The following is a 26172-nucleotide window of genomic DNA, read 5'->3' on the forward strand; positions in this document are numbered from 1 at the left end:
AGATCGTCACGTGCCCCGAACAGGCGCATTTTCAGGAGGTTATGGTGGAATGTCGCCAAGGGGTGTAAGCTCCCCTTTTGGATCCGAGGGAGGGAAGATCCGATGCCGCAAACCATTACCCAGACCGTGACGGATTATGTGCACGCCATGGCCTATGCGGATGAAGGCCTGATGCGCGATGTTTTTGACCCGCGCGCCAGCATCGTCGGCACATTCGAAGGCGCGACTGAATGGCTGTCTCTGGAGGACTTTGTCGATCAGGTCCGCAAAACCGAACGCGGCCTTCCCGATCACGGCCCCGCCTTCGAAATCCTCGGCATCGACAAGGAGGGAGACAGCGCCTCGGTAAAGCTGACAACCCGGTTCGACGGTATGGATTTTTACGAATATCTGTCCCTGCTGGAGCACGACGGCAACTGGACGATCGTGCACAAGCTCTATCACATAAAGCCATAGCCGCTGCACGAACATCAGTCGTGCAGTGCGTATGAAAGACAGGCCAAATCCTTGAAAATACTGGTGCCCCCGGCAGGGTTCGAACCCGCGACCCCCTGATTACAAATCAGGTGCTCTACCAACTGAGCTACAAGGGCAATCCAGTGCCTTGCCAACTATCAGATTCTGACCGGGTGTAAAGCGAAAACTGATCACGCAGCACGGGCGGCGCGCTTTTCCACACCATGCCCGCAGGCCAGGCCGCAGGATCGTCAAGACGGCAAAAGCGCAGCAATATAAGCGAAGTATTTACGCGACGCGGCTAAAATGGTGATGAATTATACCCGATTGAGTGAGAACAACGCATCAAATGCGCGCAAGCATACAGAAAATTCAGCTAACGGGCACGATCGTCATCGCCGCGAGCTCCATCCTGCTGGCCACACTTGCCGCGCTGCCAAGCGTTTCCAACTATCTGCGTTACCGTACCAACGCGGCGCAGCTCACCCGCTTCGAAACCGCTCTCCAGTCCGCATGGCTGGTTTCGGCGGAGCGCGGTCCCGCGAACAATGTGATGGGCGCATCCACCGCTGAACAGGATTTGGTCGCAGCTCTCGCTGCCGCGCGCAAGGCAACGGACGACAAGCTGTCGGAACTGGAAGCTTTCTTCGCCGACGACATCAGGACCCAGCCGGAGCTGGCGAAATCGCTGGCCGAGACCCGCGAGAAACTCGCGCAGTCCCGCAACGCGGTGGATCAGGTAGCCGCCCTGCCGTTGTCGGCACGCAGCCACACGGCCATGTCGGGCGCCATATCATCGATGTTCAAGGCCGCGGACAGTGTCAATCTGCTGCGTGGCAAGGCAGCGCGTGCCATCATCAAGGTGACGCCCGATGTGGCGATAGACATCGCGATGACGGGCACCGCCGGTGTCATGCGGGACAGGATCGGCCGCCTCGGCTCCTATGTGATCATGGGTCTGCGGGCGAACAGACAGGAAAAGCTGGGTTATCGCGCCAAGTTCGATGCGGAGATGCAGAGCCTGCTATCACTGAAGGCATCGTTGACCAACTACACCGCCGCCTATCTTTCCACGCCGCGACTGGACAGGGCGTTCCGCGATCTCGAAACCTATTATTTCGGTCAGGCGCTGCGCTACGCGCAGAATACGATCGTGATCGCCATGCCGTCCGCCCAGCCGAGCGTGCTTGAATTTTCCAGGAACTATATTTCGGGGATGCGTTCATCCGATACGTTGCGCGATCTCATTCTGGCCGAGACACGCGCGCGACTCGAAAAGAAGCAGCAGGAAGCCCTGATCTACGGCGCCACATCGCTTTTTCTCGCAGGTATTGCGGTTCTGGTCCTGCTACGGCTCACATCTGTCTACAAAACAGCGCTGTTCCGGCCCATGCAATCCGTTCAGGCACAGATTGCGGCCATCGCCGCGGGCGATCTTTCAGAGGCGCAGCATGAGGACAGGGTCGCCCCGGAGGTGAAGAAGATGTTCCAGGAACTCGACTTCCTGCGGGAGCAGCTTCGTCAAAAGGGCGAAATGGAGAACCAGCAGCGCGCGCTGGCCGAACAGTTACGCGCACTTTCCGAGACGGATGCGCTGACGGGCGTCTTCAACCGACGGGCGCTCGAAAAGGCCGTTCGTTCCCTGTTGACGGGCGAGGACCAGTGTCAGTCGCTCGGCGTGATGATCGTCGACATCGACCATTTCAAATCGATCAATGACCGTTATGGCCATGCCATGGGTGACATTGCACTTCAAAAGACCGCGGCTTTGTTGCGGGGCGCATTGCGCAAGAACGACATTCTTGCCCGCTATGGCGGCGAAGAATTCGTCGTGGTGCTGCAGGATGTCAGCCATGCCACGGCAACGGCAACGGCCGACCGCCTCCGCCGCCTGATCGAAGCCCAGATCGTGGATGAACAAAGTGGATTGTCGCTGACGGCGAGCTTTGGCGTCGTCTGGCAGGAAGCGCGGGCGGTCAACAGCTGGGACGAGTTGATCGCGATTGCTGATGACCGGCTTTATGAAGCCAAGCGCGCTGGTCGCAACCGGGTCTGGGCCACCTATTTCCCGAAAGCCGCCAACGGTTAGAAGCCACCGGTTTCCGACCGCCGACGACGTCAGATCAGGTCCAGCGTCATCACGACAGGGCAATGATCGGAAGCCTTGGGGCGGTCCCAGCCAGTGCGCGGATAACGCTCCACCTCCTGCCCCGGCGGAAAGATGGTGCGATAAGGCTGGCCGGCGCGGACGATTTCGGGAACCCGCGTCGCGTTGCTTTCGGCCAGGCGCGGAGAAAGCCAGATGTAATCAAGCTGGCACAAATGCTGCTCCTGTGGGCCCGCGAATGATAGAGCGTCCAGCGGTCCATGACATCGCGACGCAGCATCGGATTGATGACAAAATCGTCGGCAGTGAAGACATCGAGCGCACTTCTTGCCTCTTCGACGGGCGTGAAGCTGTAGCCATTGCGCCTGTCACCGGCAATCGCGACGCGTTCCTGATAGTCGTTCATGTCGCCGCAGATCGCGAAATTCTTGTTGCGCGTATTGCCCGCACCCCAGCGATTTTCGATGATGCGGCGCACAGCCATGGCTTCCGCCTCGCGGATCGGCATGGTGCCGAGCCGGGCGTCCAACGCTTCGCGGGCATTGGTCATGGACTTGAAATGCGTGACGTAAAGCGTCAGCGGCTTGCCGCCGATCCTCAGATCGATTTCAAGGCAATCCCGTTTGAATATCTTGTCATCGATCTGGTTGGTCGCGGCAAGTGCCGGATTGAAGAGATCGAGATTGCGATAGGTCAGCGCCGCATGGCTCTTGATGTCGACCACCTCGATCTTCTCGCCATCCCGCGTCTCCTCGCGCATGACGACCGCGACATCGATACCGCGGCTGTCATTGCCCTCGACCAGATATTTCTGCAGATAGCCATTGCCGACCATGCGATAGAGATAGCCATATTCGAAGGCCTGCAGGGCCGCCATGTTGTCGACTTCCTGCAGGCAAAGAATATCGGCATCCGCGTCGGCGATGGCGAGCGCCGAAAGCTGGCGCGTATCGTCGGTGGATGAGACCATCCGCGCACTTTCAAGGGCCTGATAGGTCGCCTCGTCCCTGATATCAAAAAGCTGGATCGCCCTGTCGCGCCGCGTCTGGTTGCGAAAGCCGGTGAAATCGAAACGGGTGAGAAGATTTTCGATATTGAAGGTGGCAAGCCGAAGCGACATGAATCATTCCTATTGCTGCGACCCCAGCTTAGCCGGTGTCGCTCCGCCTTTCCAGCGTTCGGCAGTGCGTGCGCTCTAAAGCCGCCACCCGCTGCGAATGGCAACCGGAAGCCTGTCACCCACAGCTGCGGCTTCACGCGAATAGGCCCTGACCGCCTGCCCATCCGGCAGGTCAAGACGAAGGGCATAACGCTCGCCCTCGTACAGAACCGAGGTGACGGTGCAGGCAATGCCTTCCGCATCCCGCACCACATCTTGCGGCCTCACAAGCACGTCGGCCCGCGATGCTCCCGCGCCTCTCTCCATCGCCGCCCGAAGTGCGGACCAGTCTAGATCGCGCGATGCCCCTTCCGGCAGTGGGAGGCTGAGGATCGTCCCCTGCCCGACCAGCGACCCGACCAGCCTGCCCTCCGGCCGCGCGTAAAGCTCCGCCGGCGCCGCGACCTGAAGCAGCTTGCCGTGCGACATGACGGCGACATCGGTTGCCAGCGCCATGGCTTCCGCCTGATCGTGAGTGACATAGATCATCGTCGCGCCGGAACGGGCATGGAAATCCCGAAATGTCTCTTCCATTTCCTGCCGCAGATGCCGGTCGAGGTTGGCGAGCGGTTCATCGAGCAACACGACGTCAGGCTCGGTGACGAGGCAGCGGGCAAGCGCAACACGCTGCCGCTGGCCACCGGAAAGTTCGGCGGGACGGCGATTCGCGAAGCTCTCAAGTCGGACGGCGGCAAGCGCCTGACGCACCCTCTCCCGGTATTTTTCGCCCGTAATACCGCGCACCTTCAAAGGGTAGCCGGCATTGTCGGCAACCGACATGTGCGGCCACAGCGCATAGGACTGGAACACCATTGCCATGTTGCGCCGCTCCGGCGCCACCATGCTGCCGGCATCGGCCAGCACCCGCTCGCCAAGCAGGATGGAACCATCCGTCGGCTGTTCGAACCCGGCAACCATGCGCAGCACCGTGGTCTTGCCGCAGCCGGAGGGTCCGAGCAGCGCCAGAAAGCCGCCTTCCCGCACAGTGAGAGAAACATCGTCCACGGCCGGTTTCGAACCGGCACCGAAGCTCTTCGACAGGCGGTTAAGGATCAGTTTCGCCAAGGCACAACTCCTTTTGGCAGATAGCGCCCCAGAACTTCCAGCAGCAGCATGAGGAAAATCACCATGATGACGACAAGCACCGATAGCGCCGAGGCGAGATCGAAGCTGCCGCTGTCATCGAGGTTGTAGATGAGCACGCCGAGCGTCTGTGTGCCGGCAGACCAAAGGAGCGCCGAAACCGTCAGCTCGTTGCAGGCGATCAGAAACACGAGGATGACGGAAGCCCCTGCCGCGGGCCCTACCAGCGGCAGGATAATATCCTTGAGCCGTCGCCAGAAACCCGCGCCCGACAGCCTTGCTGCCTCTTCCAGCGATGGATCGAATTGCAGGAAAGCGCTGACCATTGGTTTCAGGCTGACCGCGAAGAAAGAGGAGAAATAGGCAAGCAGAATGATCCAGATCGTGCCGTAAAGCGTAATGCCGAGCAATGGAATGGGAGCGGCGAAAAGCAGCACGAAAGAGACGGAAATCACCACCCCCGGCAGCGCATAGGGAATATCCACCAGCGCCGAGAGCAAGAACATGAACCGGCTTTTGCCACGCACGAGGAAATAAGCCGTCAGCACTGTCACCGCCAGGAGACACAAGGATGTCGCCGTCGCCAGAAACAGCGAATTGCGGAAGGCCGTGCGGGTCACGCTCTGCCGGTAAAGCAGCTCCTCATAGGCATGCAGCGTCGCGGTCTTGAGGCTGAGCGGCACGCCGTAGGCGGGCGCGAGCGAGCTTGCCACAAGCGCCGTCAGCGGCGCCACCAGCATGAAGAACAGGATGAGCCACAGGGCAAGCTCCGCCGCCACCCGCCACAAACCGAGCCGGAAGGTCGCCGCCTTTCCGGAAAGGCCGATGATGCGGTAATCCCTCCCCTTCATCGCCCGTTCCTGCAGAGCAAGCCCGGCCACGGAAATGATGGCGATCATGGTCGAGAGAATGGCGATATCGCCGAAGGTGCTGGTGCCGAAACTGGCAAAACGGCTGTAGATGAGCGTCGGCAGGGTAAAGATCGAAGCGGGGATGCCGAGGATCGCCGGAATGCCGAAATTGCCGACGTTGGAGACGAAGGAGATCGCCGCACCGGCGATCAGTCCAGGCGTGGAAAGCGGCAGGATGATATCGCACAAAACGCGCCGTGGTGAAGCCCCGGAAAGCTTGGCGGCCTCAATGCCATCCTGCGGTAAGGCGAGCAGCCCGGCGCGCAGCGACAGATAGACGAGCGGCGCGTGCTGCACACCGAGCAGGAGTGCGATGCCAGCGATGGAATAAAGCGGCTGCGGCGAACCCATCGCCGGCGCAAGGCCGATGGCCTTCAACAGCGTACTCGACGGGCCGGTCATGCCGATCCACGACAGCGCCGTCACCTGCGGCGGGATCATCATCGGCAGCATGAACAGGAAGCTTAAGATCGACTTGCCGCGGATGTCGCAGAGAGTCAGGGCAAGCGCGAAAGCGCCGCCGATTCCGAGTGAAATCAGCATGCCTGAAAACGAGGTGGAGAGCGTGTTCAGCGCCGCATCCCAGAGCGCCGGATCGGCCAGAAGTCGCCATATATCACCATTCAGTGACGAAACGACGCCGGTATAGGCAAGGCGTCCGAGCGGCAGCGCGCTCAGCGCAAAAACAACACTCACCACAAAAGGAAACAGCCAGCGCGGCTGGCTGTTTCCATAAGCCTTGGAACGGGTCATTCCGATTTATCAGCCCTTGGAACCGAAAATATCGGAGAAGGTCTTGAGATCCTGGTCGGAATTCTTCAGTGCATCGGCAGCGCTGAGCGGCAGAACCTTGATCTTGTCGCGGGCCGGGAAACCTTCCGGCATGCCGGCATCGGCACGGACAGGGATGTAACCGAGCTTGACGAAGCCCTGCTGGCCCTTTTCCGAAAGCACGTAATCGACAAACTTCTTGGCCGCTTCCTCGTGCTTGGTGCCCTTGATGATCGCGACCGGCTCGGTGACAGCAGAAACGCCCTCTTCCGGGAAGACGAATTCGACCGGTGCGCCCTTGGCCTTTTCACGGATCGGCATGTAATCGACCACCACGCCGTAAGCCTTTTCGCCCGAAGCGACGGACTTCAGCACCGCGCCGTTGCCACCGCCGGCAATGGCTTCATTGGCCTTCAGCTGCTTGTAGTAATACCAGCCGAGGCCATTTGCTGCGGCAAGCGTCTGCGCGTGAATCAGTGCCGCACCCGACGTCAGCGGGCTCGGCATGGTCACGAGACCCTTGGCTTCCGCCTTCGCCAGATCTTTCCAGCTCGTCGGCTTCATCGCGGCGGCCGTATTGTACATTATGCCTGTCGTGATGAGCTTCGTGGAGTAATAGAAGCCGTCTGCATCATAGAGCGTGGCATCGATATTCTTGGCTTCGGGAGACTTGTGGGCGAGCAGCTGACCGGCCTGCTTCATGCGCTCCAGCGTCACGGTATCGGCGATCAGAAGCACGTCGGCAACCGGATTGCCGGCGCTGATTTCCGCCATCAGCTTGGCCATGATTTTCGGCGTTCCGTCACGCACCCATTCGACGTCGAGACCGGGATTGGCAGCCTTGAACCCGTCAACGGTCGCCTGCGCGTCCTCATTCGGCTGGCTGGTATAAAGCACCAGATCGGCGGCATTGGCAGCAGTGGCGATGAAGCCAAGCGATACGACGGCGGTGAAAGCGGAGAGCAGCGTTTTCATGGATCCAGTCCCTGTTGTTCGGTGGGACCGCTAAAACATGATTGCATAACATGTATGTGACAGGCAGGATTTTAGTGGTGTGATCTGTTGGGGCCAGCGGGATTGAGGGGAACAGTGCCTCTTGGTGCTTGCGGCTCACCCCCCTCTGCCCTGCCGGGCATCTCCCCTCAAGGGGGGAGATCGGCAAGAGGCGTTGACAGCACTTCATTTTCAACTGTTGCGATAGGCGATACCTTAACCGCGAGTCGATCTCCCCCTTGAGGGGGAGATGTCCGGCAGGACAGAGGGGGGTGAAGCCACAACCCCCGTCGCCGCCGAAAAACCTCGCAACCCTCAAATCGCCGGAACTACCTCAGCCGTTTCCGCCTGAGCCGTCGCAATCAACCGCCCGAGGCGCTTCATGCCTTCCTCGATCATCGCCTCGTTGGCGCAGGAGAAGCTGATGCGCAGCGTGTTCGTGCCCGAACCATCCGCAAAGAAAGCACGGCCGGGAACGAAAGCGACCTTTTCCGTGGCGATGGATTTGGCAAGCAGCGCCGCCCCATCCATGCCCTCAGGCAGCGTCACCCAGATGAACATGCCGCCTTCCGGCTTCGTCCAGCTGGTCGTCTTCGGCATGTACTTCTCGAGCGCCGCCAGCATCGCATCGCGGCGTGCGCTATAGGCTGCCTTGATCTTGGCCACCTGCTTGTCGAAGCCGCGCGAGGCGACGCGTTCGATGGCGATCTGGTTGATCGTCGAGGAATGCAGGTCGGCGGCCTGCTTCATCAGCACCAGCTTACGGATGACAGGAGCGGAAGCGACGATGTAACCGACGCGCAGACCCGGAGCGAGCGTCTTCGAGAAGCTGCCGCAATAGATGGTGCGGGTGTTTTCAATGCCGCCCGAACGGGCAATGTCGAGCGCCATGATCGGCGGAACGGCTTCGCCATCATAACGCAGCGACTGATAAGCCGCGTCTTCTATGACGGCGATATCGAGCTCGTCAGCAAGCTCCAGGAGCTTCTGCCGTCCGGCCAGATCGACGGTTTCGCCGGTCGGATTGGAAAAATCGGCCGATAGATAAGCGAACTTCACCGAACCGCCAAGCTTGGCCGCGGTTTCGCGGTAAGCCTCGGGCGTGCGGTTACCGCCGGGGTTCAGCTGGTCATAGTTGGGCTCATAGGCATTGAATGCCGAGAGCGCGCCGAGATAGGTCGGCCAGGTGACCAGCGCCGTATCCTTTGGCGACAGGAACAGCTTGCCGAGATAATCGAGACCCTGCTGCGAACCGGAAACGATGAAGACGTTGTCGGCGGTGCATTCGATGCCGATCTTGTCCATTTCTCCCGCCAGCCATTCGCGCAGCGGCTTGTAACCTTCGCTGACGGAATATTGCAGCGCGGCGTTGACCTGCGCGCCAGAAAAAATCTCCGCGTAAGCCTGCTGAAACTCCTCTGCTGGAAAAAGAGCGGGGTCCGGAATACCGCCGGCAAAGGAAATGATGTCGGGCTGCTCGAGCAGCTTCAGCAGCTCGCGGATTTCAGACGCTTTCATGCGCGAAGAGCGCGTGGCGAAAATTTGTTCCCAATTGAGCATGGGTACGTTTCCTCTTGTGTCGTTTTTATGCGTGCATCTTTACAGAAATGTCGATACGTCAGCAATACTGACTTATCAGTTTTTCGAATTATTTCTGCCTCCCTGCACATTGCCCTTAACTGGTCTCAATCGAGGCCGATTTCGCGGACAAAGCCAAATACACCCTTGCGCAAAGCTTCACAATCACACCTTTGCGATTGACGCCACGGGGTTTTCCGGCTGGATTGCACGCGAGCCACGACACGGCGAAAGCATCATGGGAGTTTGAGGACATGCTGAAGAATATCGACCCGGCGCTGAATGCCGACGTTCTGCACGCGCTGCGCGCCATGGGTCACGGCGACACGCTGGTGATCTCGGACACCAATTTCCCCTCCGACTCTGTTGCCCGCCACACCACAGTCGGCAAGGTTCTTCACATCGACAACGTCTCCGCTGCCCGCGCAATGAAAGCGATCCTGTCCGTCCTGCCCCTCGATACCCCGCTGCAGCCCTCGGTCGGCCGCATGGAAGTAATGGGCGCGCCCGATCAACTGGAACCGGTACAGGCCGAAGTGCAGAGGGAAATCGACGCGGCTGAAGGAAAATCCGCCCCCATGTACGGCATTGAACGCTTTGCCTTCTACGAAAAAGCCAAGCAGGCTTATTGCGTCATCACGACGGGCGAGACGCGGTTTTACGGCTGCTTTCTGCTGACGAAGGGCGTCATCCCGCCCAAGTGACCGATTACTGGTAATGGAAGCGGCACTGGATGATCTCCAGCCTTTGTTCGCTGCCGGACCCGGATACACGATAGACAAACCGATGCTCGGCGGAAATCCGCCGAGACCAATATCCTGCCATATCGCCCTTCAGAGGCTCCGGTTTTCCGAGCCCAGCAAAGGGCGTCCGTTTGGCATTCCGTATGAGGTCGTTAATTTTCTCTACCATACGAGCATCGGTTCTTTGCCAGAACTCGTAATCGTCCCATGAACTCAGCGTCCAGACGAGCTTCATTCTTCGGTTGGATCCCGCTCGATGATATCGCCGCGTTCAAGTTGATCCATGGAAGTACGAAGTCGTAAGGCATTTGCCGGGTTGGATAAAAGATGCAGCGTTTCCTGCATGCTCTCGTATTCCCCCTCAGCGAGAACCACGACCGCCTCCTTCCCCTGCCGAGTAACCAGCAACGGCGCGCGCGTCTCCAGAACCCGGTCGAAATGGGTCGCGAAGTTCTGCCGGAATTCCGTGAATCGCACATTTGCCATGAGAACCGCCTCTCGTAGATATGTACAGATTTATGTACGTATCGTTAATCGAGAGTCAAGCTAAACCGGCCCGTTCCCTAACGGAAAAGGCCGGAGCTTTCGCCCCGGCCTCCAAAATTTTCATCAAGCAATGAAGCTTAGTTGACGGCCTTGTCGACCAGCTTGTTCTTGCCGATCCAGGGCATCATGCCGCGGAGCTTGGCGCCGACTTCTTCGATCTGGTGGCTGTCGTTGTTGCGACGGATACCCTTGAAGCGAGCGCCGCCAGCCTTCCATTCCTGCATCCACTCGGAGGTGAACTTGCCGGTCTGGATGTCGTGCAGGACGCGCTTCATTTCAGCCTTGGTGTCGGCAGTGATGATGCGCGGACCGGTGACGTATTCGCCCCATTCTGCGGTGTTGGAGATCGAGTAGTTCATGTTGGCGATGCCGCCTTCATAGATCAGGTCAACGATCAGCTTCACTTCGTGCAGGCACTCGAAATAGGCCATTTCCGGAGCGTAACCGGCTTCGACCAGAGTTTCGAAACCAGCGCGGATCAGTTCGACGAGACCGCCGCACAGAACGACCTGTTCGCCGAAGAGGTCGGTTTCGCACTCTTCCTTGAAATTGGTCTCGATGATGCCCGAACGGCCGCCGCCAACGCCGCAGGCGTAGGAGAGAGCGAGTTCAAGGGCGTTGCCCGAAGCGTTCTGGTGAACGGCAACGAGGCAGGGAACGCCGCCGCCCTTCTGGTATTCGCCGCGAACCGTGTGGCCAGGGCCCTTCGGTGCGATCATGACGACGTCGAGCGATGCCTTCGGCTCGATGAGGCCGAAGTGAACATTGAGGCCGTGCGCGAAAGCAATCGCTGCGCCATCACGGATGTTGCCGGCAATGTCGGCCTTGTAGATGTCGGCCTGCAGTTCGTCAGGCGTTGCCATCATCAGCAGGTCGCCCCACTTGGCGGCTTCGGCAACGGTCATGACCTTGAAGCCATCAGCTTCGGCCTTCTTGACGGTCGGAGAACCGGCCTTGAGAGCGATGACGACGTTCTTGGCACCGGAATCCTTGAGGTTCAGCGCATGGGCGCGGCCCTGGGAGCCGTAACCGACGACGACGACATTCTTGGACTTGATGAGATTGAGATCGGCATCACGATCATAATAAACGCGCATTTTATGGTCCTTCCCTAATGCTTGTCTCTCAGTTGTCTGAACCGGAAGCTTAAGCGACCTTGCCGCCCAGTTCCGAATGTACCTTTTCCGTGCCGTAGAGGGTCAGGAAGGCAATGACAGCCTTCTTCGCCCGGGCAGAAAAATCCTTGTCCGGCGCCTCGCCCAGCAGCATGCGCACATGCAGATCCGAGACGATAAGGCCGTAAAAACTGCGATATGCCTCTTCGGCATCATCGAAACGCAGGTAACCGGAACGGCGACCTGCCTCGATCAGCCCACGGGCGCGGCGGTCGATCTGGCGACGACCACGTTCCAGCAGCAGATCACCGAGCTTCGAGCCATCCCGACTCGCCTGCCCTATCGCCAAACGGTTAAGCGCCAATGACACGTCGCCTGCCAGCACATCCAGCAGATCATGGGCGAAAACCTCGAGGTGATCGGCAAGCTGCGGTGCGGAGACGCGGTCACCTGCCTTTTCGAAGGTGCGGACCTTGCTCTGCTGAAAGGTGATCATCGCTGCCAGCAGGCCATCGCGATCACCGAACCACTTGTAAAGGCTTTCCTTGGAACAGTTGGCGGCGCGCGCCAGTCCCGATGTGGTCAGCGCTTTCTCGCCGCCTTCGACCAATAGACGCAATGCCTGGTCCAGAACGGCGTTCTGGCGCGGCGAAAATTCCTGCGCTGTGATCGGGTCGGAAGCCAAGTCTTTCCACTCCAAGGGGCTCGATTGATGTACCGTACGGTACGGTTCGAGCGCCATTTAAGCGGAGGCGGCGTTGCGGTCAAGCGGATTCTTTAGAGGGGGATGAGAATTGACGCGGTGCGGCGTGGGGATGAATAGCAACGCGGGTGCGTCTTCAGGCGGTTGTGTGTGGTAGCGGGTCGTCGGTAAGTGTGGCTTCCCCCCTCTGCCCTGCCGGGCATCTCCCCACAAGGAGGGAGATCGACAAGATGCGCTATCGCCACTTCATTCTCTAACGTCGAGATGGGCAAAACCTTGCCGCATATCTATCTCCCCACCTGTGGGGGAGATGCCCGGCAGGGCAAAGGGGGGTAAGCCACACCTACCGACGACCCGCTACGAATGCACAGCCCCAATCTACCCCGCCGCAATCTCGCGCGATGCATCGACGTCCCGTGACGGCGACAGCCCGTAAAAGCGGCTATATTCTCGGCTGAACTGCGAAGGGCTCTGATAACCGACGCGATGGCCCGCGGTACCGGCATCCAGTCGCTCCAGCAGCATAAGCCGCCGGGCCTCATGCAGGCGAAGCTGCTTCTGGTACTGGACCGGCGTCATGGCCGTGATCGTCTTGAAATGATGATGGAAGGACGACACGCTCATGCCGATGTGATCTGCAAGGTCTTCGACGCGCAGCTGGCGTGCGAAATTCTCGCGCAGCCATGCGATGGCGCGGGCGATGCGGTTGCCGTGACTTCCAGCGGCAATGATGTTCATCAGCTGCCCGCCGGCCGGTCCGGTCAAAATGCGATAGAGGATTTCCTGTTCGATGAGCGGCGCCACGGCGGCAATGTCTGCGGGACGATCGAGCAAGCGCAGCAGGCGGATGGCCGCATCGAGAAGTTCCGGCGTGGCTGTGTTGACCACGATGCCGCGCTGCGCATTCGTCGGCTCCACCGGCGGATCGATAGGAACACGCCGCATGAGATCGAGCAGCTTTTCACTGTCGATGGCAAGCGAGATGCAGAAATGCGGCACTTCCCTGCTCGCCTCCACCACCCGCCACGCAACCGGCAGATCAAGCGATGTCAGGAGATAATCGCCGGCACTGTAGTTGATGGTGTCCGTCCCCAATTGGACGCTTTTCGATCCCTGGATCACCATAGCGAGACAAGGGCGATAACTGCCGTGGCAGGGAGCGCTCGGAGTCGTACGCCGGCTGATGCCAAGGGAGCCGATTGCCGTCTGCACCTCGCCGTCGCTGGTGGCATGCCGCGCGGCGATGGAAGCAATTTCCTGATAGACATTGAACGACAAGGACATAGGGGAAATCCCTTGACTGACGGAAGAGGTGCGTTTGATGTCATCTATCTAGAAAGCCTCTCGGCCCGCGCAAAGAGCGCACCATCATATTTTTGCAGGATCGTGCAAAAAGCTAGGAGGATCGCTCTAACGCCCGTTCGTTCTTCCATTGCATATTCCGCCGTCCCCAACTTCCGAAAGGATATTCAGATGGCTATTGCAAGAGGTTACGCTGCTACAGATGCGTCGAAGCCGCTTACCCCGTTCACCTTCGAACGCCGCGAGCCGAATGATGACGACGTCGTCATCGATATCAAATATGCCGGTATCTGCCATTCCGACATTCATACCGTCCGCAACGAATGGAAGAACGCCGTCTACCCGATCGTTCCGGGCCACGAAATCGCCGGTGTCGTCCGCGCCGTTGGCTCCAAGGTCACCAGATTCAAGGTCGGTGATCATGTCGGCGTGGGCTGCTTTGTCGATTCCTGCGTCGGTTGCGCCACCCGCGATCTCGACAATGAACAGTACATGCCGGGTCTCGTGCAGACCTATAACTCCGTCGAACGCGACGGCAAGACCGCCACGCAGGGCGGTTACTCCGACCATATCGTCGTGCGGGAAGATTACGTCCTCTCCATTCCGGAAAACCTGCCGCTCGATGCCTCCGCTCCCCTGCTCTGCGCTGGTATCACGCTTTATTCGCCGCTTCAGCACTGGAATGCCGGCCCGGGCAAGAAGGTGGCTATCGTCGGCATGGGCGGTCTTGGCCATATGGGCGTGAAGATCGGTTCAGCCATGGGCGCGGATATCACCGTGCTTTCGCAGACACTCTCCAAGAAGGAAGACGGCCTTAAGCTTGGCGCGAAGGAATATTATGCCACCAGCGATGCCTCGACCTTCGAAAAGCTCGCCGGCACCTTCGACCTGATCCTCTGCACCGTTTCGGCGGAAATCGACTGGAATGCTTATCTCGGCCTGTTGAAGGTCAATGGCACCATGGTGCTTCTCGGTGTGCCTGAACATGCGATCCCCGTGCACGCCTTCTCGGTCATCCCCGGCCGCCGTTCTCTGGCTGGCTCTATGATCGGCTCTATCAAGGAAACCCAGGAGATGCTGGATTTCTGCGGCAAGCACGACATCGTGTCCGAAATCGAAACGATCGACATCAAGGACGTCAACGAGGCTTATGAGCGCGTGCTGAAGAGCGACGTACGTTACCGCTTCGTCATCGACATGGCGTCGCTCGACGCTTGATGCGTCCGGAAACGGCGAAACAGGAAACGGCGGGAAGCCATGCTTCCCGCCGTTTCTTTGTCGCTTGCCTCACGCCTCGTCCTTCAGCGTCTCTTTCTGGGTGATCAACCGCGCGCTGTGCTGGCCACTCAAGTAAATCCAAAGCCAGCTCCACGCCACGGCCAGCCGCGAACGCGTTCCGATCAGGAAATAGATATGGGCAAGTCCCCATATCCACCATGCCAACACGCCCTTGAGCTTGAACCGGCCAAAATCGATCACCGCCGCGCGTTTGCCGATCGTGGCAAGATTGCCCTGATGGCTGTAGCGGAAGGGTGAAGGAAACGGCTTGCCGTCAAGCCGCGCCTTGATGACCTTCGCGACATAAGCGCCCTGCTGCTTTGCCGCAGGCGCAATACCCGGCACCGGCTTGCCGTTTTCCTGATTGACGGCGGCGGTATCGCCGATGACGAAGATATCAGGATCGTCTTCCAGATTAAGCTGCGGCCCAACAATGGCCCGTCCTGCCCTGTCGGCGGCGGCATTGAGCCATTTAGCCGCGGGAGAAGCCTGCACGCCGGCGGCCCAGACGACCGTACGGCATGGATAATGGGTCTCGCCCACCGTCACGCCCTCGTCGCTGCAGGCCGTCACCGGCGTTCCGAGCAGAACCTCGACGCCAAGTTTCTCAAGCGCCTCCTTGGCATAGGCCGAAAGATCCTCCGTAAAGACCGGCAGCACGCGGGGACCAGCCTCGACGAGCAGCACGCGGGTCTTTCGGGTGTCAACGTTGCGGAATTCCGCCGGCAGCGCCTTATGGGCAAGCTCTGCAATCATGCCTGCCATTTCCACGCCGGTCGGGCCTGCCCCTATGATGACAAAGGTTAGCAGTGCCTGTCGTTCCTCTTCGCTGGTCGCGAGTTCGGCCCGTTCGAAAGCCCGAAGCAGGCGGCGGCGGATCGTTGTCGCATCCTCCAGCGTCTTGAGACCCGGCGCGGAACGCTCCCACTCATCGTGACCGAAATAGGCGTGGCGTGCGCCTGTAGCCAGCACCAAAGTGTCGAAGCGGATCGTTTCACCGGTGTTGAGATGCACGGTCCGGGCCGCCCGATCCACGCCGGTCACCTCGGCAAGCAGCGTCGTGACCTCCTTGCGATCGCGGTAGAGATGACGGATCGGCCACGCGATCTCGGATGTCGCCAGCGCAGTCGTCGCAACCTGATAAAGCAATGGCTGGAAAAGGTGATGATTGCGACGATCGATCAATGTGATGCGGACAGGGGCCCCCTCCAGCCCGTGTACCAGCTGCAAACCGCCGAAGCCTCCACCCACGACGACAACATGATGTTCTTGCATATGTCTCTGCCTTCAAAAGCCCGAGCATCGGTCCGGAAAGTGAATTCCGACTATCGGAAACGCCGATACTCAACCCAGAACCTAGTTCGGCGGGACCGGTTCCGACATATCTCCCGCCGCCCTCGCGCACGGAGCATGCGCAAGGCAGAACATAGGCGAAAAAATTGGCTTTGGTTATGAAATAGCCTGACCGCAGGCCTGCCGAAAACGCCGGACTGTTTCCGCCATGCCATATTCCAGGGCATCCGCCGTCAACCCGTGGCCGATTGAAACCTCGGCCAGATAAGGGATACGTTTCATCAGCTTTGGCAGGTTCGCGACGGTGAGATCATGGCCCGCATTGACGGCAAGTCCGAGCGCCGCAGCATGGTCCGCCGTCCGCCCAAGCGTCTCGACGAGCACATCGGCCTTGTGCGGATCGTCATAACAGCCGCCATAGGGCCCGGTATAAAGTTCGATACGCGCAGCGCCCGTCTCAGCCGCCAGTTCCACCGGCTCGCGTTCGCCGTCGCCATCTGCGAAAAGCGACACCCGCATGCCGCCCGATTTCAGCCGTCCGACGACCTGCTTCAGAAATTTCGCATGCGCGCGGAAATCCCAGCCATGATCGGAGGTTGCCTGCGACGGATCGTCAGGTACGAGTGTGACCTGTTCGGGCTGGGTCTTTTCGCACAAAAGGAGAAAATCCTCGCTCGGATATCCTTCAATGTTGAACTCCGCGGAGGGAAACCTGTCATCGATCAGCGCGCGCAGGGCCGGTAGATCCGAGAAGCGGATATGGCGCTGGTCAGGCCGCGGGTGTACAGTCAGCCCGCTTGCCCCCGCCTCCAGTGCAATATGCCCGAAATGCGCGACATCCGGCCATGGAAGATCGCGGCGGTTGCGTAACATGGCAATTGCGTTCAGATTGACAGAGAGTTTTGCGGGCATGGCATCGGGCTCCGGTTCGGAATTGACATCCTGTTTCACGCAGGTTGACGCCGACCGCAAGGAGGCTGATAAATTTTTTATCATACCGGGAACGAAAGTGCGCATGACACGTTCCGGTTTTGATGTAGCGTTTGGCATTATGTTTTTATCGAAAAACGGTCTGTTGCGGGGGAATAAGCAACAGACGCCTTTAAAAAGGCAGACACGCTGCCGGAGAGCGCGAAGGGGGAGACAATGCAGGATGGCCGGATGCCGTTCGAAAGTCGCGGCGACGAGGACAAACCCAATCTAAGGGTCAACAGCTTTCTACCGGATATAAGCCTGCCCTCATCGCTGCCCGCCGAACCGGTTCCGATCGCGGACATGGCCAATATCTTCGGAGTGACCCACCGTACCCTGCATTTTTACGAAGAAAAGGCACTGCTGACGTCTAAACGCATCGGACAGATGCGGGTCTATTCTCACCGCAACGTCCAGCGCATGGCCGTTATCAACGTTTGCCGCGAAGTCGGTATTTCCGTGGCTTCGATTACGGAGATCATGGAAAAACTAGTCCGTTCTCTCTCACAGGAAGAGGCAGACGATATATTTCGCGACGCACTAAGGCAGCGAAAGCGAGAGTTGACGGCGGAGCTTTCCACGCTCCAGCGCCAGGCCCAGCAGATCGAGGAACTGCTCGTCACCGATAGCGACGAAGATGGCGCGGACGCGGCCGAGCGGGGACAGGCAAACGACATCGCGCTAACCGATCCTGAACGGAAATGTCTCGAACTCATGGCGGAAGGATACGCCCCTGTCAGGCTCGCCCGTGCCCTTGGCCTTTCGGCAAACGAGCTTAACATCCTCGAAGCGAAGATTATCGGCAAGTTCAGCGCCAGCAACCGTTTTCAGGCGGTGGCCAAGGCGGTTCTGCTCGGCGTCATCCGCGCCTGATCAGGATCAGCGAACGATGGTCAGGGTCTCAGCCGCGCGGGTAATGGCGGTGTAAAGCCACCTCTCGCGCGAGTCCCGGAACGCATAACTCTCATCGAAGAGAACCACGTTATTCCATTGCGAACCCTGGGCCTTGTGCACCGTCAACGCATAGCCGAAATCGAATTCGTCATAACGCTTGCGCGTGGACCACGGAATTTCGGTCTCCACGTCCTCGAAGGCCGCCTTCAGCAGTTTGATCTTGGCCGCACCGCGATCCATATCGTCGTCTTCAGGCCGGATCATCAGGTTGATACCAGGCTTCACCGTCTCGCGCGACGAACTCATCACCTGCCACAGCGAGCCGTTGAGCAGGCCCTTGGCAGGATCGTTGCGAAGGCAGACCAGCTTGTCGCCCGATTGCGGATAATCGGCGGTAAAACCCTTTAGCTCGCGAAGACGTTGATTGTAGCGGCGGCGGGTGCGGTTGGTGCCAACCAGCACCTGATCGGCATCGAGCACCAGCGACTGCGTCACCTCGGATTTGGAGATCACCTGCGCGGAACCATAATCGCCGCGCATGATCTCCCGGCCTTCCCGCACATCCATGGCAAGATGGATGATGGGATTGTCCTTCGCCTGGCGATGGATTTCCGACAGCAGATAATCCGGCTCCTGCTCGGTAAAGAAGCCTCCGCCCGAAACCGGCGGCAGCTGGCCGGGATCGCCGAGCACGAGGATGGGCGTGCCGAAACTCATCAGATCCTTGCCAAGCTGCTCGTCGACCATCGAACATTCATCGATGATGATGAGCGCCGCCTTGGCGAGCGGGCTCTGGCGGTTGATGGAGAACATCGGGGCAATCGAGGTCTTGCCGGTTTCTTCGTCTTCCACCGTCTCCTCTCCGCGCGGGCGGTAGATCAGGGAGTGGATGGTGCGGGCATTGGTCGCGCCGCGGGAACGCAGCACCTGCGCCGCCTTGCCGGTGAAGGCCGCAAACAGCACCTCTCCATCGACGTTTTCCGCAAAATGCCTGGCAAGCGTGGTCTTGCCGGTTCCGGCATAGCCGAACAGCCGGAAAACCGGCGACCGGCCTTCCTTGAGCCAGCGGGAAACAGCCTTGAGCGCTTCGTCCTGTTGCGGTGAAAATAACATGCGCCCTCATCGCAGGATTCGAGCCCGGTACGCAACAGAAAAAGAACGAAAGATGAATATCGTGAGCGCTGAAGCGCAGGTTTACGCCCGGTTTTCCCCGTTCGTCATCAGGCTGCTGAAAAAAATATTTTGCGAAGGGAATAAATCACGGACCAACGGTGTCTCTTGTTGTGCCGGCGGCTCGAGCCCGCCCGAACCAAGGAGGATATGTCCATGAAAATCCGCTTCATCGTCCCCGCCCTCGTTCTGGCCTTTGCCGGAACAGCCTATGCCGCCCCGGCGGTCGAAACGGTCAAGACCGCAAAAGGCAATGTGCTCGCAGGTGAAAAAGGCATGACGCTCTACACTTTCAAGAACGACAAGAAGGGCGTATCCAATTGTTATGACAAATGCGCCACGAACTGGCCGCCCTTCTTCGCTGCGGAGAATGCGAAAGCCGAAGGGGCTTACTCCATCGTGACGCGCAAGGACGGCAAGAAGCAATGGGCGAAGGACGGCATGCCGCTCTATTACTGGATCAAGGACACCAAGAAGGGCGATGCCACCGGCGACGGCGTGAACGGTGTGTGGGATGCAGCAAAACCCTGACGAGATGGAAGCTGCGACGCGGGGGAGACAGTCCCCCGCGGCCGGCAGCTTCGAAGCGGAGATGCTGGCCCTGATACCGATGCTGCGCCGTTATTCCCGCAGCCTTTCGCGCTCAGATACCGATGGAGAGGACCTGTTGCAGGACTGCGTCGAGAAGGCGCTGGCCAATAAAGCAACATGGCGCGGAACCGGTTTGAAATCATGGGCCTACACGATAATGACGAATCTTTATCGCAACCGCCACCGGACAGAGAAACGGCATCCTTCGGAAAGTCTCGATGAAACGATCGCCGCTGCCGAAACGCTGGGCGATACGCTGGAGAACGACCGCCTGCACGGCGCGCTTGCGCTGCTTTCGCCTGAGATGCGCGCCGTACTGATGCTGGTGACGGTGGAGGGCTACAGTTATCAGGAGGCGGCGGAGACATTGTCGATCCCGCTCGGCACCGTCATGTCCAGACTGTCCCGCGCCCGCGAAACCCTTCGCCAGCATCTGGCGGCGGATAATATCATTCCCCTGCGGAGACCACGATGAAACGGGCTGATGCCATAACCGAAGACGACCTGCACGCCTATGTCGACGGGCTTCTCTCCGACGATGACCGCGCGGCTGTCGAGGCATGGCTCGCGGAAAGACCGGAAGAGCAGAGCCGGGTGGAAGACTGGAAGAGACAGGCCGACAGCCTGAGAAATGCCTTCGCCTCCTATGCCGCCGCACATCCGCGTGACGCATCGATGCTGACTCGCGAAAAGGTCGCACGCGCCTGGCGGCTTAAACCCCTTCTCCTGCGAACCGCGGCAGCTTTCCTGATCTTCACGGCGGGTGCGGCAGCCGGCAGGCTTCTGCCGTGGTCCGTTTCCACACCGCAGGATGTGGTGCTGGCATCGCTGACGACGGACATTCCTGCCCAGGCGAAATCCGCTTATCTCATCTACGCGAGCGAAGTGCGTCACCCCGTAGAGGTGGGGGCCGGGGAACAGCAGCATCTGGCAACCTGGCTTGGCAAGCGGCTCGGCTACCCTTTCGCGATTCCCGATCTTTCGAAGATTGGATATGACCTCGTCGGTGGGCGTCTTATCCCCGTCAGCGGCAAGCCGGGTGCGATGTTGATGTACCAGGACAGGACCGGCAGGCGGGTGACGGTGCTGATAGGCCACAACGAGGAAAACCGCACCACCAGTTTCCGCATGGCCAGCGCCGATGGAATCGAGACCTTCTACTGGATCGACAACGAGCTGGGTTACGCCGTCTCCGCGGAACTGACGCGAGCCGAGGTACAGGCGATCGCCGAGGAATGTTACCGGCAGTTCCCGACATAGGGTCGCCGAGTGGAGCCGTTATTTCAGCATCGGCCAGAGACTGATGACGAGAAGCACGGCCATGCTGATGTTGAACCATTTGAGCCGGACTGGAACGGAGAGCCAGTCGCGAAGCGCCGAGCCGAAACCGGCCCAGGTGGAAACACTGGGAAGATTGACGGCAGCGAAGGCCACCCCCACAAGCATTATGGTAAGGAAATACTGCGTCTCGTCCGTATATGTCGCCATTGCCGTGACCGCCATCACCCACGCCTTGGGATTGACCCACTGGAACGCCGCTGCCGCAAGAAAACTCATCGGCTGCGAAGTCGCCGTGCCTTCATGGAGGCTGCGGGACGTTCCGATTTTCCACGCGATCCAGACGAGATAAAGCCCACCCGCAAATTTCAGCCCGGTGTAAAGTGCAGGTACCGAATGCAACAGTGCCCCGAGGCCAAATCCGACCCCGATCAGCAGCGAAAGAAAGCCCGCACCGATGCCGAGCATATGCGGGACGGTGCGACGGAAACCAAAATTCACGCCGGAAGCAAACAGCATCATATTGTTCGGACCGGGCGTGATGGAGGTGGTGAAGGCAAACAGCACCAGCGCGATAAATGTCTCGGCAGTCATGATCTCTCCTGTGAAGGCAACCCTACCCACGGGACCGCCATCAGACCAGCCCCGCAAACCGATCGACGAGGTCAATTTTTTTGATGGATCGATCCCGTCCGTGCCGGGTTGAGAAGTCGGAACAAAGGCTTATTCTTCCGCCGAGAACCCTGGAGCGAAACGATGTATGATGACATTCCCTACGTTGCCCTCCCATCCGGAAAAGAGGTCCCAGCCCTCGGCCTCGGGACGTGGAACATGGGGGAGACGAGATCATCCGCCGAGCAGGAGGTCGAAAGTATCCGAAGGGCCATCGACCTTGGCATGACGTTGATTGACACAGCGGAAATGTACGCGGACGGCCGATCGGAAGAGATAGTCGGCAGGGCTATCGTCAATCATCGCGAAGACGTGTTTCTGGTAAGCAAGGTCTATCCTTGGAATGCCAGTGCCACCGGCACTGTTGACGCCTGCGAGCGCAGCCTCGCCCGGCTCGGCACCGACCACATCGATCTCTATCTGCTGCACTGGCGCGGAGAGCACCCACTCGAAGAAACCGTGGCGGCTTTCGAAAGACTGAAGATGGACGGCAAGATCGGCGACTGGGGCGTCTCCAATTTCGACACGGACGACATGGAAGAGCTTTTCGCTGTTCCTGACGGCAGGAACTGCGCCGCCAATCAGGTACTTTACAATCTGTCCCGACGCGGGCCGGAGTTTTCGCTTTTGCCCTGGTGCCAGCAGAACGGAGTACCACTGATGGCCTATTCTCCCATAGAACAGGGCCGTATTCTCAAGAACCATGAACTCATACGCATCGCCAAGGCCTATCAGGCGACCCCGGCGCAACTGGCTCTGGCGTTTCTGCTGGAAAGGGAAGGCGTCATCGCGATCCCGAAATCCTCGAATCCCGCGCGCGTCGAAGAAAATCGCGGCGCGACCGATCTTGATATAACCGAGGAGGACTGGGCCGCCCTGGACGCCGTCTTCCCCCCGCCAACACGCAAGACGGCGCTGGAAATGCTGTGACGTAACAAACGGTTAGGAGACACGTCGGAATCAATCGCTCAAGCGGTTGAATCGGAATGTGAACGCCAAGTCCCATAGGCAGCCCTGTCGCCCAAGGGAAAATCAGGCGGACCAATCGAAACGGCGCGGCAAGCCGCGCCGTTGCATCACGAGAACGCACCGTGCCTATTGCGGTATCCGGTGCTCATATTCCTCTTTCAGACCCAGCCATGTTTCCCAGAAGGGTTCCGGCTCCTCCTCCTGAAGGCGGGCAGCGAGAACATCAAGGTGCACGTGCCAACCGGCGCTGACATTGAGCCTTGTGGTGCGATCCGCCAGTCGGCGATGGATCAGCGTCAGGAGCACGTCCTTGCCAAGAGCCTGGAGTTCGATGGAAACCTCGGCACCCTCGCCCCATGTGAAGACAAGGCGGTGCGGCGGAACAACCGTAATGATGCGGGAAGCCATCCTGTGCTCTTCGGAAAAGCCCTCAGGGCGGCGTCCGGGTGGATTGGAAAGTTCATCATTCCGCCACACCAGCTCGAATGGTGCGCCGGCGGCAAGCCGCATCTCGCCGGAAGCCAGCCAGCGGCGGCGAAGGTCGCTTTCCGTCAGATAGGCCCATACCCGTTCGACCGGCCCCGGCAGCAGCCGCTCGATTTTCAGGGTCGTCGGTTCAACGAGGCGACCATAGGTGTCAGGCATTGCAATATCAGCCATTGTCATTTCCTCCATCTGCAGGGGTTTTTCCCTGATCATCCTCCCTGAGCATCTGCTCAAGAATATCGAGGCGGCTGCCCCAGAACTGCCGGTAGAAATCCAGCCATTCATGCGCTTCTTCCAGCCGTTCCGGCGCAAGGCGGCAGACATGGATACGCCCCCTCACCTCACGGCGGATGAGCCCCGCATTTTCCAGCGCCTTGATGTGCTTTGAAGCCGCAGCGAGCGAGATGTCGAACGGCTGAGCCAACTGTGTCACCGTTCGCTCACCGCGGGAAAGATCCCGCAGCATCGTGCGTCGCGTGGCGTCGCCCAAGGCATGAAAGACAGTGTCTAGATGTGAAGCGGATAATTCAACCATGTTGTTGAATATAGACTCCCGCCCAAGAAAGTCAACCATATGGTTGAATATATATCAGCCAAGAGCAGGCCATAAAAAAACCCGCGGCGAACCGCGGGCTTGTATTCCAACATCTGCTCTGCACTCGGAGAAATCACATCCCCTGCGAACCACGGTTCATCGCGGCAATGCCCGTGCGGCAGATTTCGATCAGGCCGAGCGGCTTGATGATCGCCACGAACTGGTCGATTTTCGACGACTTGCCGGTGATTTCGAAGATGAAATGCTCCACCGTCGCATCCACGACCTTGGCCTGAAACGCATCGGCAAGCCGCAACGCCTCGGCTCGGACTTCACCGGTGCCGGCAACCTTGATCAGCGCCACTTCCCGCTCGATCGGCCGCTCCTGCCCCAGTTCGCGGGCGCGAACGGTCAGGTCGAGAACCCGGTGCACCGGCACGATCCGTTCCAGCTGCGCCTTGATCTGCTCCAGCACGATGGGCGTGCCGCGCGTGACGATGGTGATGCGCGAGAGATGCGCCTCATGTTCGGTTTCCGAAACCGTCAGGCTTTCAATGTTGTAGCCACGGCCGGAAAAGAGCCCGATGACCCGAGCCAGCACGCCGGGCTCGTTGTTGACGAGAACCGACAGCGTGTGGTTTTCGACGGCGGCCGTTTCCTTCTGGATGAAGTAGGCAGAGCCGGTGGGTTGTAGGTGTGCGTTCATGTCCTTTTCCTCTCCCGGCTCAGACTAGCTGACGGCCCTTGGCGTCAATGGCGTTGGCAACTGCTTCATCCGTCGCCTCATCCGGCAACAGCATCTCGTTATGAGCCTTACCAGACGGAATCATCGGGAAGCAATTGGCGAGATTGGCAACACGGCAATCGAAAATGACCGGCTTCTTGACTGCGATCATCTCGGCAATCTTGTCATCCAATTCCTTCGGGTCGTCACAATACATGCCAACCGCGCCATAGGCTTCCGCGAGCTTGACGAAATCAGGCATCGCTTCGGTATAGGAGTTGGACAGGCGGTTGCCGTGCAGCAGCTGCTGCCACTGGCGCACCATGCCCATATACTGGTTGTTGAGGATGAAGATCTTCACCGGCAGGCCGTACTGGATGGCGCAGGACATCTCCTGAATGCACATCTGGATCGAGGCGTCACCGGCAATGTCGATAACCAGCGCTTCGGGATGCGCGACCTGAACGCCGATGGCGGCCGGCAGGCCGTAGCCCATGGTGCCGAGACCGCCCGAGGTCATCCAGTGGTTCGGCTCCTCGAAGCCAAAAAACTGCGCCGCCCACATCTGGTGCTGACCGACTTCCGTGGTGATGTAGGTGTCACGCCCCTTCGATGCCTCATAAAGCCGCTGCAGTGCATATTGCGGCATGATGACATCGTTGGAATTCTTGTAGGCGAAGGAGTTGCGGGCACGCCAGCGCTCGATCTGTGACCACCACTCTGCGGTCTGCGCCTTCTCCGGCTTCTTCGGCAAAGCGCGCCACAGGCGAACCATGTCTTCCAGGACATGGCTGACATCACCAATGATCGGAACGTCGACGCGAACCGTCTTGTTGATCGAGGAGGGATCGATATCGATATGGATCTTCTTCGAATTCGGCGAGAAAGCGTTGATGCGGCCGGTAATACGGTCGTCGAAACGCGCGCCGACGCAGACGAGAACGTCGCAATCATGCATCGTCATGTTGGCTTCGTAGGAACCGTGCATGCCCAGCATGCCGAGCCAGTTCTTGCCGGACGCCGGATAGGCGCCGAGACCCATCAATGTCGACGTGATCGGGAAGCCGGTCAGCTCGACCAGTTCACGCAGCAACCGGGTTGCTTCCGGGCCGGAATTGATGACGCCGCCGCCGGTGTAGAAAACCGGCTTTTTCGCCTTCGACATCAGTTCGATGGCGGCATGGATGGCATTAAGGTCGCCCTGAACCTTCGGCTTGTAGCTCTTCTGCTGGACGGCAGCCGAAGGCGGCGTGTAGGTGCCGGTGGCGAACTGGATGTCCTTCGGGATATCGACAACGACAGGACCCGGACGTCCGGTCTGCGCAATGCGGAAAGCCTCATGGATGATACCAGCCAGTTCGTTGACGTCCTTCACCAGCCAGTTGTGCTTGGTGCAGGGGCGCGTGATGCCAACAGTATCGCATTCCTGGAACGCGTCCGAGCCGATCAGCGTGGTGGGAACCTGGCCGGACAGGCAGACGAGCGGAATGGAATCCATCAGCGCATCCTGCAGGGGAGTAACTGCATTGGTCGCGCCGGGACCTGAGGTGACGAGCATGACACCGACCTTGCCGGTCGAGCGGGCATAACCTTCAGCCGCATGGCCAGCGCCCTGCTCATGGCGCACGAGAATATGCTGGATGTCTTCCTGCTGGAAAATCTCGTCATAGATCGGAAGTACGGCGCCGCCGGGATAACCGAAGATGTGCTCGACGCCGTTGTCCTTCAGCGCCCGCAAAACGATCTCCGCACCTGTCATGCGATTGCTGTTTTCCGTATTGTCCTTATCCGTCATTGCCTGTTTCCATCCCGCTTTGGCTTTGGATATCGAGGAGCCCGAGGG

Annotated in this window: 26 protein-coding genes, 1 tRNA gene and 1 pseudogene; 9 read left to right on the top strand and 19 right to left on the bottom strand. The window is 59.3% G+C overall.

The annotated features are described in order from the left end of the window. Positions 1-102: 102 nt before the first annotated feature. Complete coding sequence (locus EGT36_RS01270) at positions 103-456, top strand: nuclear transport factor 2 family protein (protein WP_037089958.1); 354 nt, start codon at positions 103-105, stop codon at positions 454-456. A gap of 61 nt (positions 457-517) precedes the next feature. On the opposite strand, the gene EGT36_RS01275 is transcribed toward EGT36_RS01270, so the two are convergent. Beyond that, positions 518-593, bottom strand: a tRNA-Thr gene (locus EGT36_RS01275). Between the two features lie 212 nt (positions 594-805). Here EGT36_RS01275 and EGT36_RS01280 point away from each other — a divergent pair. Continuing rightward, positions 806-2545: a GGDEF domain-containing protein gene (locus EGT36_RS01280; protein ID WP_125269968.1), complete on the top strand. Its 1740-nt coding sequence runs from the start codon at positions 806-808 to the stop codon at positions 2543-2545. A 29-nt stretch (positions 2546-2574) separates the two neighbouring features. Here EGT36_RS01280 and EGT36_RS01285 read toward each other — a convergent pair. The 5 genes and pseudogenes from EGT36_RS01285 to EGT36_RS01310 all read right to left on the bottom strand — a co-directional run bounded on the left by EGT36_RS01285 (position 2575) and on the right by EGT36_RS01310 (position 9040). Continuing rightward, positions 2575-3683, bottom strand: a pseudogene (locus EGT36_RS01285) (endonuclease/exonuclease/phosphatase family protein). A gap of 75 nt (positions 3684-3758) precedes the next feature. Then, positions 3759-4787: an ABC transporter ATP-binding protein gene (locus EGT36_RS01290; protein ID WP_037089956.1), complete on the bottom strand. Its 1029-nt coding sequence runs from the start codon at positions 4785-4787 to the stop codon at positions 3759-3761. Further along, positions 4775-6469 (bottom strand): ABC transporter permease, encoded by a 1695-nt coding sequence (locus EGT36_RS01295; protein WP_037089954.1) that lies wholly within the window; start codon positions 6467-6469, stop codon positions 4775-4777. The genes EGT36_RS01290 and EGT36_RS01295 overlap by 13 nt, the downstream gene beginning before the upstream one ends. A gap of 9 nt (positions 6470-6478) precedes the next feature. Further along, a complete protein-coding gene (locus EGT36_RS01300; RefSeq protein WP_037089952.1) occupies positions 6479-7462 on the bottom strand; it encodes an ABC transporter substrate-binding protein in 984 nt (327 codons plus the stop codon). A 333-nt stretch (positions 7463-7795) separates the two neighbouring features. Next, entirely contained in the window at positions 7796-9040 is a 1245-nt protein-coding gene (locus EGT36_RS01310; protein ID WP_004442697.1) for an aminotransferase-like domain-containing protein, read from the bottom strand. Positions 9041-9312: 272 nt separating this feature from the next. Here EGT36_RS01310 and EGT36_RS01315 point away from each other — a divergent pair, with 272 nt between their 5' ends. Continuing rightward, positions 9313-9762 (top strand): RbsD/FucU family protein, encoded by a 450-nt coding sequence (locus EGT36_RS01315; RefSeq protein ID WP_037089951.1) that lies wholly within the window; start codon positions 9313-9315, stop codon positions 9760-9762. Positions 9763-9766: 4 nt separating this feature from the next. Here the strand turns inward: EGT36_RS01315 and EGT36_RS01320 are convergent, their stop codons facing one another. From EGT36_RS01320 to EGT36_RS01345, 5 genes are all read right to left on the bottom strand, one after another. Further along, positions 9767-10036: a Txe/YoeB family addiction module toxin gene (locus EGT36_RS01320; RefSeq protein WP_037089950.1), complete on the bottom strand. Its 270-nt coding sequence runs from the start codon at positions 10034-10036 to the stop codon at positions 9767-9769. Next, positions 10033-10287 (bottom strand): type II toxin-antitoxin system Phd/YefM family antitoxin, encoded by a 255-nt coding sequence (locus tag EGT36_RS01325; protein WP_037089948.1) that lies wholly within the window; start codon positions 10285-10287, stop codon positions 10033-10035. Before EGT36_RS01325 ends, EGT36_RS01320 begins: the two co-directional genes overlap by 4 nt. A gap of 137 nt (positions 10288-10424) precedes the next feature. After that, positions 10425-11444 (bottom strand): ketol-acid reductoisomerase, encoded by a 1020-nt coding sequence (gene ilvC, locus EGT36_RS01330; RefSeq protein ID WP_003495030.1) that lies wholly within the window; start codon positions 11442-11444, stop codon positions 10425-10427. Between the two features lie 49 nt (positions 11445-11493). Then, entirely contained in the window at positions 11494-12147 is a 654-nt protein-coding gene (locus tag EGT36_RS01335) for a TetR/AcrR family transcriptional regulator (protein WP_004442706.1), read from the bottom strand. A 396-nt stretch (positions 12148-12543) separates the two neighbouring features. Then, on the bottom strand, positions 12544-13449 hold the full coding sequence (locus EGT36_RS01345) for an AraC family transcriptional regulator (protein ID WP_037089946.1): 906 nt from the start codon (positions 13447-13449) through the stop codon (positions 12544-12546). Positions 13450-13638: 189 nt separating this feature from the next. Between EGT36_RS01345 and EGT36_RS01350 the strand changes: the two genes are divergently transcribed. Continuing rightward, a complete protein-coding gene (locus tag EGT36_RS01350) occupies positions 13639-14685 on the top strand; it encodes an NAD(P)-dependent alcohol dehydrogenase (RefSeq protein WP_125269969.1) in 1047 nt (348 codons plus the stop codon). Positions 14686-14754: 69 nt separating this feature from the next. Here the strand turns inward: EGT36_RS01350 and EGT36_RS01355 are convergent, their stop codons facing one another. Both EGT36_RS01355 and EGT36_RS01360 read right to left on the bottom strand, forming a co-directional pair. Further along, entirely contained in the window at positions 14755-16020 is a 1266-nt protein-coding gene (locus tag EGT36_RS01355; protein ID WP_125269970.1) for an NAD(P)/FAD-dependent oxidoreductase, read from the bottom strand. A gap of 174 nt (positions 16021-16194) precedes the next feature. After that, a complete protein-coding gene (locus EGT36_RS01360) occupies positions 16195-16950 on the bottom strand; it encodes a pyridoxine 5'-phosphate synthase (protein ID WP_006697805.1) in 756 nt (251 codons plus the stop codon). A gap of 234 nt (positions 16951-17184) precedes the next feature. Between EGT36_RS01360 and EGT36_RS01365 the strand changes: the two genes are divergently transcribed. Beyond that, positions 17185-17883: a MerR family transcriptional regulator gene (locus EGT36_RS01365; protein ID WP_037089942.1), complete on the top strand. Its 699-nt coding sequence runs from the start codon at positions 17185-17187 to the stop codon at positions 17881-17883. Positions 17884-17889: 6 nt separating this feature from the next. Here EGT36_RS01365 and EGT36_RS01370 read toward each other — a convergent pair whose 3' ends face one another. Beyond that, positions 17890-19017: an ATP-dependent DNA helicase gene (locus EGT36_RS01370; RefSeq protein WP_037089940.1), complete on the bottom strand. Its 1128-nt coding sequence runs from the start codon at positions 19015-19017 to the stop codon at positions 17890-17892. A gap of 207 nt (positions 19018-19224) precedes the next feature. Between EGT36_RS01370 and EGT36_RS01375 the strand changes: the two genes are divergently transcribed. Genes EGT36_RS01375 through EGT36_RS01385 form a run of 3 tightly spaced genes read left to right on the top strand, consistent with a single transcriptional unit; the run spans position 19225 to position 20925 of the window. After that, positions 19225-19605 carry a COG4315 family predicted lipoprotein gene (locus EGT36_RS01375; protein WP_051634433.1) on the top strand — a complete coding sequence of 127 codons (381 nt, stop codon included), beginning with the start codon at positions 19225-19227 and terminating at the stop codon, positions 19603-19605. Then, a complete protein-coding gene (locus EGT36_RS01380) occupies positions 19589-20140 on the top strand; it encodes an RNA polymerase sigma factor (RefSeq protein WP_022556561.1) in 552 nt (183 codons plus the stop codon). Before EGT36_RS01375 ends, EGT36_RS01380 begins: the two co-directional genes overlap by 17 nt. Next, the gene (locus tag EGT36_RS01385; RefSeq protein ID WP_004442721.1) at positions 20137-20925 is read left to right on the top strand and encodes an anti-sigma factor family protein; all 789 of its coding nucleotides are present in this window, start codon (positions 20137-20139) and stop codon (positions 20923-20925) included. The genes EGT36_RS01380 and EGT36_RS01385 overlap by 4 nt, the downstream gene beginning before the upstream one ends. Before the next feature lie 18 nt (positions 20926-20943). On the opposite strand, the gene EGT36_RS01390 is transcribed toward EGT36_RS01385, so the two are convergent. Beyond that, entirely contained in the window at positions 20944-21537 is a 594-nt protein-coding gene (locus EGT36_RS01390) for a LysE family translocator (RefSeq protein WP_037089936.1), read from the bottom strand. Positions 21538-21699: 162 nt separating this feature from the next. On the opposite strand from EGT36_RS01390, the gene EGT36_RS01395 reads away from it, so the two are divergent. Beyond that, positions 21700-22545 (top strand): aldo/keto reductase, encoded by an 846-nt coding sequence (locus EGT36_RS01395; protein WP_037089934.1) that lies wholly within the window; start codon positions 21700-21702, stop codon positions 22543-22545. A gap of 165 nt (positions 22546-22710) precedes the next feature. Here EGT36_RS01395 and EGT36_RS01400 read toward each other — a convergent pair whose 3' ends face one another. The 4 genes from EGT36_RS01400 to EGT36_RS01415 form a co-directional block, all read right to left on the bottom strand. Further along, complete coding sequence (locus tag EGT36_RS01400) at positions 22711-23244, bottom strand: SRPBCC family protein (RefSeq protein ID WP_037089932.1); 534 nt, start codon at positions 23242-23244, stop codon at positions 22711-22713. Then, entirely contained in the window at positions 23237-23605 is a 369-nt protein-coding gene (locus tag EGT36_RS01405) for an ArsR/SmtB family transcription factor (protein WP_037089930.1), read from the bottom strand. Before EGT36_RS01405 ends, EGT36_RS01400 begins: the two co-directional genes overlap by 8 nt. 133 nt (positions 23606-23738) lie before the next feature. Next, positions 23739-24311 (bottom strand): acetolactate synthase small subunit, encoded by a 573-nt coding sequence (ilvN, locus tag EGT36_RS01410; RefSeq protein ID WP_004442728.1) that lies wholly within the window; start codon positions 24309-24311, stop codon positions 23739-23741. Between the two features lie 19 nt (positions 24312-24330). After that, positions 24331-26124: an acetolactate synthase 3 large subunit gene (locus EGT36_RS01415; protein WP_037089928.1), complete on the bottom strand. Its 1794-nt coding sequence runs from the start codon at positions 26122-26124 to the stop codon at positions 24331-24333. Between the last annotated feature and the right edge of the window lie 48 nt (positions 26125-26172).

Origin of the sequence: Agrobacterium sp. FDAARGOS_525, assembly GCF_003938925.1 — a bacterium.
GTDB classification, from domain to species: Bacteria; Pseudomonadota; Alphaproteobacteria; order Rhizobiales; family Rhizobiaceae; genus Agrobacterium; species Agrobacterium pusense.

Coding starts and splice junctions, on each gene's coding strand:
- EGT36_RS01295 (WP_037089954.1), bottom strand. CDS start 6,469: ATGACCCGTTCCAAGGCTTATGGAAACAGCCAGCCGCGCTGGCTGTTT.
- EGT36_RS01320 (WP_037089950.1), bottom strand. CDS start 10,036: ATGAAGCTCGTCTGGACGCTGAGTTCATGGGACGATTACGAGTTCTGG.
- EGT36_RS01385 (WP_004442721.1), top strand. CDS start 20,137: ATGAAACGGGCTGATGCCATAACCGAAGACGACCTGCACGCCTATGTC.
- EGT36_RS01370 (WP_037089940.1), bottom strand. CDS start 19,017: ATGTTATTTTCACCGCAACAGGACGAAGCGCTCAAGGCTGTTTCCCGC.
- EGT36_RS01405 (WP_037089930.1), bottom strand. CDS start 23,605: ATGGTTGAATTATCCGCTTCACATCTAGACACTGTCTTTCATGCCTTG.
- EGT36_RS01345 (WP_037089946.1), bottom strand. CDS start 13,449: ATGTCCTTGTCGTTCAATGTCTATCAGGAAATTGCTTCCATCGCCGCG.
- EGT36_RS01365 (WP_037089942.1), top strand. CDS start 17,185: ATGCAGGATGGCCGGATGCCGTTCGAAAGTCGCGGCGACGAGGACAAA.
- EGT36_RS01355 (WP_125269970.1), bottom strand. CDS start 16,020: ATGCAAGAACATCATGTTGTCGTCGTGGGTGGAGGCTTCGGCGGTTTG.
- EGT36_RS01350 (WP_125269969.1), top strand. CDS start 13,639: ATGGCTATTGCAAGAGGTTACGCTGCTACAGATGCGTCGAAGCCGCTT.
- EGT36_RS01395 (WP_037089934.1), top strand. CDS start 21,700: ATGTATGATGACATTCCCTACGTTGCCCTCCCATCCGGAAAAGAGGTC.
- EGT36_RS01325 (WP_037089948.1), bottom strand. CDS start 10,287: ATGGCAAATGTGCGATTCACGGAATTCCGGCAGAACTTCGCGACCCAT.
- EGT36_RS01415 (WP_037089928.1), bottom strand. CDS start 26,124: ATGACGGATAAGGACAATACGGAAAACAGCAATCGCATGACAGGTGCG.
- EGT36_RS01400 (WP_037089932.1), bottom strand. CDS start 23,244: ATGGCTGATATTGCAATGCCTGACACCTATGGTCGCCTCGTTGAACCG.
- EGT36_RS01310 (WP_004442697.1), bottom strand. CDS start 9,040: ATGCTCAATTGGGAACAAATTTTCGCCACGCGCTCTTCGCGCATGAAA.
- ilvN (WP_004442728.1), bottom strand. CDS start 24,311: ATGAACGCACACCTACAACCCACCGGCTCTGCCTACTTCATCCAGAAG.
- EGT36_RS01375 (WP_051634433.1), top strand. CDS start 19,225: ATGTCCATGAAAATCCGCTTCATCGTCCCCGCCCTCGTTCTGGCCTTT.
- EGT36_RS01380 (WP_022556561.1), top strand. CDS start 19,589: ATGCAGCAAAACCCTGACGAGATGGAAGCTGCGACGCGGGGGAGACAG.
- EGT36_RS01280 (WP_125269968.1), top strand. CDS start 806: ATGCGCGCAAGCATACAGAAAATTCAGCTAACGGGCACGATCGTCATC.
- EGT36_RS01360 (WP_006697805.1), bottom strand. CDS start 16,950: ATGCCCGCAAAACTCTCTGTCAATCTGAACGCAATTGCCATGTTACGC.
- EGT36_RS01270 (WP_037089958.1), top strand. CDS start 103: ATGCCGCAAACCATTACCCAGACCGTGACGGATTATGTGCACGCCATG.
- EGT36_RS01300 (WP_037089952.1), bottom strand. CDS start 7,462: ATGAAAACGCTGCTCTCCGCTTTCACCGCCGTCGTATCGCTTGGCTTC.
- ilvC (WP_003495030.1), bottom strand. CDS start 11,444: ATGCGCGTTTATTATGATCGTGATGCCGATCTCAATCTCATCAAGTCC.
- EGT36_RS01390 (WP_037089936.1), bottom strand. CDS start 21,537: ATGACTGCCGAGACATTTATCGCGCTGGTGCTGTTTGCCTTCACCACC.
- EGT36_RS01315 (WP_037089951.1), top strand. CDS start 9,313: ATGCTGAAGAATATCGACCCGGCGCTGAATGCCGACGTTCTGCACGCG.